The organism is uncultured Flavonifractor sp., from assembly GCF_944385615.1.
GTDB lineage: Bacteria > Bacillota > Clostridia > Oscillospirales > Oscillospiraceae > Flavonifractor.
The window spans coordinates 22463-29380 of sequence record NZ_CALWXV010000032.1; the positions used below are offsets into that span (position 1 = coordinate 22463).

Annotated in this window: 9 protein-coding genes; 2 read left to right on the forward strand and 7 right to left on the reverse strand. The window is 57.4% G+C overall.

Going from position 1 to position 6918, the window contains the following annotated elements:
• Nucleotide 1 precedes the first annotated feature (1 nt).
• The 6 genes from Q0J75_RS09105 to Q0J75_RS09130 all read right to left on the reverse strand — a co-directional run bounded on the left by Q0J75_RS09105 (nucleotide 2) and on the right by Q0J75_RS09130 (nucleotide 4857).
• Nucleotides 2-547: a flavin reductase family protein gene (locus tag Q0J75_RS09105; protein WP_297199935.1), complete on the reverse strand. Its 546-nt coding sequence runs from the start codon at nucleotides 545-547 to the stop codon at nucleotides 2-4.
• A 13-nt stretch (nucleotides 548-560) separates the two neighbouring features.
• On the reverse strand, nucleotides 561-2018 hold the full coding sequence (locus tag Q0J75_RS09110) for a flavodoxin (RefSeq protein WP_297199938.1): 1458 nt from the start codon (nucleotides 2016-2018) through the stop codon (nucleotides 561-563).
• A 27-nt stretch (nucleotides 2019-2045) separates the two neighbouring features.
• On the reverse strand, nucleotides 2046-2801 hold the full coding sequence (locus tag Q0J75_RS09115) for a flavodoxin (RefSeq protein WP_297199941.1): 756 nt from the start codon (nucleotides 2799-2801) through the stop codon (nucleotides 2046-2048).
• Nucleotides 2802-2824: 23 nt separating this feature from the next.
• Nucleotides 2825-3517: a flavodoxin gene (locus tag Q0J75_RS09120; RefSeq protein WP_227603435.1), complete on the reverse strand. Its 693-nt coding sequence runs from the start codon at nucleotides 3515-3517 to the stop codon at nucleotides 2825-2827.
• Nucleotides 3514-3885, reverse strand: a complete 372-nt coding sequence (locus tag Q0J75_RS09125) for a MerR family transcriptional regulator (protein ID WP_297199954.1) — start codon at nucleotides 3883-3885, stop codon at nucleotides 3514-3516. The genes Q0J75_RS09120 and Q0J75_RS09125 overlap by 4 nt, the downstream gene beginning before the upstream one ends.
• 105 nt (nucleotides 3886-3990) lie before the next feature.
• The gene (locus Q0J75_RS09130) at nucleotides 3991-4857 is read right to left on the reverse strand and encodes a LysR family transcriptional regulator (RefSeq protein ID WP_297199958.1); all 867 of its coding nucleotides are present in this window, start codon (nucleotides 4855-4857) and stop codon (nucleotides 3991-3993) included.
• 145 nt (nucleotides 4858-5002) lie between these two features.
• On the opposite strand from Q0J75_RS09130, the gene Q0J75_RS09135 reads away from it, so the two are divergent.
• Entirely contained in the window at nucleotides 5003-5479 is a 477-nt protein-coding gene (locus Q0J75_RS09135; RefSeq protein ID WP_297199961.1) for a flavodoxin, read from the forward strand.
• Nucleotides 5480-5490: 11 nt separating this feature from the next.
• Nucleotides 5491-6528 carry an aldo/keto reductase gene (locus Q0J75_RS09140; protein WP_297199964.1) on the forward strand — a complete coding sequence of 346 codons (1038 nt, stop codon included), beginning with the start codon at nucleotides 5491-5493 and terminating at the stop codon, nucleotides 6526-6528.
• Between the two features lie 135 nt (nucleotides 6529-6663).
• On the opposite strand, the gene Q0J75_RS09145 is transcribed toward Q0J75_RS09140, so the two are convergent.
• Nucleotides 6664-6918, reverse strand: a 255-nt coding sequence (locus Q0J75_RS09145) for a winged helix-turn-helix transcriptional regulator (RefSeq protein ID WP_297199967.1), incomplete at its 5' end; no start/stop codon positions are given.

Here is a 6918-nt window from a genome sequence, read left to right on the forward strand (position 1 = left end):
ATTACTCTTTGTTCAGGTGCATACACTTGCCCAGCACTTCGCCGGTTTTGAGGTACTCATAGGTGGGCATCTCAAAGAGCACCGGCTTGAGGGCGTGGTAGTTCAGCTTGCCGTCCTCATTGAGCGCTGTCTCCTCGGCGTAGGTGGCGGCAATTTTGCAGATGAAGGACTCAAAGCCGGGGGTCTCATAGATATCCTCCACAGCGCAGGCCATGGACACAGGGGCGTCTGTGAGAATGGGCGCGCCGCCTTCCCCGATGGAATAGCGGAACACCTCGCTTTTATCCACCTTGCTGCCGCTGACGCAGCCCACATAATCCGCCTTGGGCAGCAGAGCCTCGTCCACAATGTTGATGGAAAGGGTGTTCATCTTCCGAATGCCAGCGTTGCTGTAATGGTTGGAGGCCATGCTGACTATCACCAGGTCGTGGCCGATAATGCCCAGGTGTCCCACCAGGGTCCAGTTGGGCTTTCCGTCCACCATGGTTCCCACCACCACAAGCGGGGTAGGATAGAGGGCCAGAACCGGCCCGATGTTCTTTTTCATAGGGGTTTCCTCCTTACACAACAGGAATTTGATTTTGCTCCAGCCAGGTGGCCACATCGTCAGGCATCCCGGAACCGCCGGAATAAGAGATGGCCAGACCTTCGCCCAGCACCGCCTCCGGCACCAGCTTGGTGATGGCTGTCAGGCTCTGGCCGAACCGGCCGCCGCCATGGCTGCAGAAGGGAACGATGGTCTTGCCGGTGAAGTCGTATTCCTCCAGGAAGGAGGCCACCGGCATGGGGATAGAGGCCCACCAGTTGGGATAGCCCAGCAAAATGGTGTCGTACTGCTCCATATCCTCCACATGGGTGGACAGTTCCGGCCGGGCCTGGGCGTTTTGATCCTGCTGGGCCTGTTCCAGAACGGTGTTGTACTCGGTAGAATAGGGCTCCACCAGCTGGATCTCAAACAGATCTGCCCCGGTCTGGGCCTGAATTTCCTCTGCGATCCCCTGGGTGTTGCCGCCCCAGGAGAAGTAAGCAATCAGCACATTTCCACCCTGTGTGCCCGTGCTCTCCAGATTGGAGCCGGTCACCGTGCCGCTGCCGGCTGCGGCGTTGCGCACCAGACGGAAGCCCACATTGAAGACCGCGCTGTCCTGAGGCAGCGTGGCCCGATAGGCCGAGCGGAGATTTTTGGCAAAGTCGTTCCAGCCTCCGCCCCGGTTTACCCGCAGCACGCCGCTGTCCGGGCCGGCGGGATCCGTCTGTGCCTCGGTAGGATAGTCCCCGTAATAATCCCAGACCCACTCGCCTACATTACCGTGCATATCGTAGAAGCCCCAGGCGTTGGGCTGGAAACTTCCAACCTCCACTGTGGTCTCCCGATAGACGCCGGGCCGGGTCTCCAGATTGCTCTGGTTGAAGTAGTTGTCCTCAATGAGGTAGGGGTAATGGCCCCAGTAGTTGCACTCCTCCGCGCTGATGGAGGTCTCCGTGTTGAAGGGCGTCTCCGTCCCCGCCCGGCAGGCGTACTCCCACTCCGCCTCGGTGGGCAGGCGGTAGCCGTTGGCACCGCGGTTCCAGGTGACCGTCTGTCCCTCTACGGTGTAGGCGGGCTCCAGACCCTCCAGCTCACTGCGGGCGTTGCAGTATGCGATGGCGTCCAGCCAGGAGACGGTCTCCACCGGCAGATCCTCGCCGGAAAAGGTACTGGGATTGGAACCGGTCACAGCCTGATATTCCGCCTGGGTCACTTCAAAGGCACTCATATAGAAGTCGCTGACCGTGACGGTGTGCTGTGTCTCGTCATCACTGCGCCAGGCCTCGCTGTCTGGACTGCCCATGGAGAAGGTGCCGCCCTCCACCAGAATAAAGTTTTCGGGGATCTGAGGCTGCTCCTCCTGGCCCTGCTGGCTGGAGGAGGGGGGAGATGTAGACTGCTGAGACTGCTCCGGCGGCGTCTGAGAGCCACAGGATACCATCGTCCCCGCCAGCACAGCGGCCAGCATAAGGGAGCAAATTCGTTTCATTGGTTGCCTCCTTGTTAAAGGGAATGTTCAGACTTCCAGATCCAGTTCAGCCAGCCAGTCCTGCACAGCGCCCTGGGAGGTGTCTACCTCCGGACGGTAAACGCCGATGGGTTCCAGAATCGTGGTATCCTCAGGCAGTGCGGCGGTCAGATCCCGGATTGTGCTGGAAAGTCCTCCTGTGCCGTGGGTAACAAAGGGTACCACAGTCTTGCCGGACCAATTGTATTCTTCCACAAAGGTCAGCACCGGCATGGGCAGGGTGTACCACCAGTTGGGGAACCCCAGAAAGACGATGTCGTAGTCCTCCATGTTCTCCACATGGGTGGTCAGGGCAGGCTGGGCGTTATCCGCCTTTTCCTCGGCGGCCCGATCCAGACATTCGTCATAGTAGCTGGAATAGGGCTCCTCCACCACAATGGAGTGGAGGTCGCCGCCCACTACTTCCTGGATCCAGGCGGCCAGCTTGGCGGCGTTGCCGGGGGCAAGAACGCTGGCGGATGTGGTGGCGTCCACATCCACGCTGGATGGATCCTCTACCACGGTGTTGTCCGCCCAGGTGAAGTAGGCGATCAGGATATGGCTCCCCTCCGCTTCCTCCTGCCCAGCAGGTTCCTGACTGCTGACCGGCTCAGATTGGTCAGGGCGGTTGGTGTCGGAGGGTGTCTGGGAAGTATTGTTCTCATTGGACTCAGCAGGCGGTGCGCTGCTGACATCTCCGTCACCGCAGGCGGCCAGCGAGAAAAGAAGGAGCGCTGAGAGAACAAGGGATGCCCATCGTTTCATAAGTTCTCTTCTCCTTTCTGAAATCAACGGTTAAGGCCCAGGCTGTCCACCCACTGGGCCACGTCATCTTGGCTGGCCCCGCTGCTGAACCGCTGGCCGTCCAGCCACTGGGCATTTTCCGTCAGCTCCTGCAGACCGTCGGCACTGGAGCCGATGCCGCTGGAGCCAGAGGTGCAGAAGGGAACGATGGTGGCATCGCCGAAGTCACAGCTCTCCAGGAAGGTGTAAATCACCTTGGGGGCCTGTCCCCACCAGATGGGATAGCCCAGGAACACCACATCGTAGTCCTCCGGATTTTCCAGAGTGCCGGTGATGGCGGGCCGGGCAGCAGGATCATTCTGCTCCTGGTTGGCGCGGCAGCTGTCATTGCTGTAATTGAGATCTTCGTCGGTGTACGGCACTTCCGGAACGATTTCATAGAGGTCGGCATCCAAGATGCTTTGGAGATGCTGGGCAATGCCTTCGGTGTTGCCGGTAGCGGAGAAGTAGGCCACCAGCACGCCGCCTTCTGGTGTTTCCTCGTCGGATTCGCTTGACTCCGGCGTGGAGGAAGCGGGAGGGGTGGACTGGTTGGGAGCGGACGGCTCCCCCACAGAGGATGTCCCCTCCTGCTGCGTCTGGGACTGGCCGGGGTTGCTCTGGGTTCCTGTCTGGCCGCAGGCCGCCAGGCCAAGCAGCAGAGTCAAAGTGGTAAGAATCGTAATGAGTCGTTTCATCGTTTGGTACCTCCTGTTATGGTTTGTGTCTTTCGGATTTCGTGGCGCAGATAATCCAGCCGCTGGAGCTGACGCTCCTTAAAGTGAATCTCATCCAGAGCAGCAGTGCGTTTTTCCTCCAGCATCCTGAGCCGCTGCTCCTCCGTGTGGGGCTGCTCCAGCAACAGGCGCATATAGGTCTCCACCTCCGCCGTGGTAAAGCCCAGGTCATGGAGTGTCAGGATGGTGCTCAGCCGTTCCAGATCCGTGTCGTCGTACTGCCAGGCTCCCATCACTTCTTTTACCGCCCCGCAAAGACCCCAGCTCTCGTATTCGCTTAAAATGTGCATGGGAATCTGGTAGCGCTCGCTTGCCTCCTGTTTCGTCATCGTAAACCCTCCAAATGAAAAATGCAGGCGTCCTTTCTCGGACACCTGCATTGTAAATCAGAGTTTTTCCTATGTCTAATGCCTATTTTCTTGTTTCAAAAATGCCTATTGAACATTTTTGATGTGCTGATGGAAGGCCTCCACTGCCGGCGTCAGTACCTGATCCTTCTTCCAGACCAGGACGGTTCCTGTGTCCATCGTAGGAGAAAGCGGTATGAATCGGAGATCATCAAAAGAAAAATTCAAATCAAAACTCAGCGCGGTTCCCACGCCATAGCGTACCATGTTGGCCGCGTTGAGGATCAGGTTAAAACTGGCGGCAATCTGCAACCGCTCCCATCGGTCGCCAAACCAGCTGGCTAACTCCCTCTGGACGCTCTCACGACCGCTGATAATCAACGGAACCCGTTCTAAATCATCGGGTGTGACCGAGTTTAGGTTGGCCAGCGGGGAGTCCAGGCGCACCAATACCCCCCAACGATCACGTTCTTTCATTCGGCAGAACGCATATCGCCCTACATCCACTGGTTCTGTCAGAAGGCCCATATCCAAAAGGCCCGTGTCCAAGCGTTCCTTCACATCGTCGGCGTTGGCGCTGAAAATTCGGAAGGTGACCTTGGGATAGTGTTCCCGGAAAGAAACCATGGCGCGAGAGAGGAAGGACATGCTCCGGGTCTCTCCTGCACCAATGGCGATTTCTCCCATCAGCTCTGTTTCGCGCAGGGTAAACTCCCGGGTCGTCTTCTCTGCGAGATCCACCAATTCCTGGGCGCGGCGGCGCAGCAGCATGCCGTCTTCCGTCAGTTCAACGTGATAACGGCTGCGGCGAAAAAGCTGTACCCCCAACTCCTCCTCCAGCTGCATCAACTGCCGGGAGAGGGTAGGCTGGGTCAGGTGAAGCAGGGCTGCTGCCTTAGTAATGTTTTCTTCCCTGGCCACCGCCAGAAAATATTTCAAAACACGAAGTTCCATGGTTCCGCCTCCTTGCGCCCATCGTATCATATCCACCACAATCCGACAATATAAAAATGCCTCACAAGAATATTTCTAAATAGAGAATGAGCATTTTACATTTTTAGATGCTGGATTTACAATGAGGCTAAAGGAGGTTTCATCTATGAATGCATTGGTTGCTTATTTCTCCGCCAGCGGTACTACCGCTAAGGCAGCAAAGGCCCTGGCAAAGGCTGCAGGGGCGGAGCTCTATGAAATCAAGCCCGCAATTTCCTACACAAGTGCTGACCTGAACTGGATGGATAAGCGCTCTCGCAGCAGTGTGGAGATGAACGACAAACAGTCCCGCCCGGCTCTGGCCGATACGGATGCCCCCGTAGCCGGGTATGATGTAATTTTCCTGGGTTTCCCCATCTGGTGGTACACAGCTCCCACCATCATTAACACCTTCCTGGAGAGTTACGACTTTTCCGGCAAGACGATCGTTCTCTTTGCCACCTCCGGCGGCAGCGGACTGGGTAAGTCGGCGGCAGGGCTCCGGGCCAGTGTCCCCGGTGCCAGGATCGTGGATGGACGATTACTCAACGGACGGCTGAACGCGGACGAACTGAAAACATGGGTGTCTGGGTTGAAACTCTGAGGTGAATTGATATGAGATATACAAAACTGGGCAAATCTGATTTGAAAGTCTCCCGTATCTGCATGGGCTGCATGGGGTTTGGTGACTCCCAAAACGGCCAGCACTCCTGGACCATTGACGAGGTGCATTCCCGGGAGATCATCAAGCGAGGGCTGGAGCTTGGGGTTAATTTTTTTGATACCGCCATCGGCTACCAGAGCGGCACCAGCGAGCAGTATGTGGGCCGGGCCCTGCGGGGCTTTGCCAAGCGGGACGAGGTGGTGGTGGCTACTAAGTTCCTGCCCCGCACCAATGAGGAAATCGAGGCCGGCATCAGCGGCCAGGAACACATTCGGCGAATGCTGGATAAGAGCCTTCAGAACCTGGGGATGGACTATGTGGATCTCTACATCTATCACATGTGGGACCACCAGACGCCCCTTTATGACATCATGGAGGGGCTAAACAACGCCGTGAAAGCTGGCAAGACCCGCTACATCGGCATCTCCAACTGCTTTGCCTGGCAGCTCGCCAAGGCCAACGCCCTGGCGGAGAAAGAGGGCTTTGCCAAATTTATCTCCGTCCAGGGGCACTACAACCTGATTTTCCGGGAGGAGGAACGGGAGATGGCCCCCTACTGCCGGGAGGAAAACATCGCCATGACGCGGTACAGCGCCCTGGCCGGCGGACGGCTTTCCAAGCGCCCCGGTGAGACCTCCAAGCGGCTTCAGGAGGACAGTTATGCCCAACTCAAATACGGTGCGGCTCACGACCAGGATGCGCCCATTCTGGCCCGGGTGGCGGAGCTGGCGGATCGCCGGGGTGTGTCCATGACAGAGATCTCCCTGGCCTGGCTGCTGACCCGTGTCACGGCTCCCGTGGTTGGTGCCACCAAACTTCACCATATTGAAGGGGCTGCCAAAGCTGTGGACCTGGAATTGACGGCGGAGGAGTGCACATACCTGGAGGAGCGCTACACCCCTCACCCCCTGGTGGGCGTCATGGTAGAGAACACGATTGCGGAAGCAAAAAAGAATCATGTCTGGTCCACTGGCAATCAGATTATCTGAAGTGGCGGGTTACGGAGGCAGACAAGATCGACTTGCGTACAGTCGCCTTTTGAAAAACGCCGGAATGGTTTAACAATCGGTCAAACCATTCCGGCGTCTCTTGTTGCTTAGGGGTACTCCCGGGAAGCCCCTTGCTCAAGGGATATATTTCATGCCCCACTGGGAGATGGCATAGAAAATGGGCAGCAGATCTCTTCCCTTTTCCGTCAGGGAATACTCCACCCGGGGCGGGATCTCGTTATATTGCTCCCGGTGCACCAGACCGTCCCCCTCCAGCTCCTTCAAGGCGTTGGTGAGCATGGTGTTAGTGATGGGTTTGAGCATCTTTTTCAGTTCCCCAAACCGCATGGGAGACTGGATACACAGCTCATAGATGATCTGGAGCTTCCA

Bases quoted from the DNA above. Each gene is read 5' to 3' on its own strand.
- Q0J75_RS09110 (WP_297199938.1), bottom strand. From the start codon at position 2,018: ATGAAACGAATTTGCTCCCTTATGCTGGCCGCTGTGCTGGCGGGGACG.
- Q0J75_RS09125 (WP_297199954.1), bottom strand. From the start codon at position 3,885: ATGACGAAACAGGAGGCAAGCGAGCGCTACCAGATTCCCATGCACATT.
- Q0J75_RS09135 (WP_297199961.1), top strand. From the start codon at position 5,003: ATGAATGCATTGGTTGCTTATTTCTCCGCCAGCGGTACTACCGCTAAG.
- Q0J75_RS09130 (WP_297199958.1), bottom strand. From the start codon at position 4,857: ATGGAACTTCGTGTTTTGAAATATTTTCTGGCGGTGGCCAGGGAAGAA.
- Q0J75_RS09105 (WP_297199935.1), bottom strand. From the start codon at position 547: ATGAAAAAGAACATCGGGCCGGTTCTGGCCCTCTATCCTACCCCGCTT.
- Q0J75_RS09140 (WP_297199964.1), top strand. From the start codon at position 5,491: ATGAGATATACAAAACTGGGCAAATCTGATTTGAAAGTCTCCCGTATC.
- Q0J75_RS09120 (WP_227603435.1), bottom strand. From the start codon at position 3,517: ATGAAACGACTCATTACGATTCTTACCACTTTGACTCTGCTGCTTGGC.
- Q0J75_RS09115 (WP_297199941.1), bottom strand. From the start codon at position 2,801: ATGAAACGATGGGCATCCCTTGTTCTCTCAGCGCTCCTTCTTTTCTCG.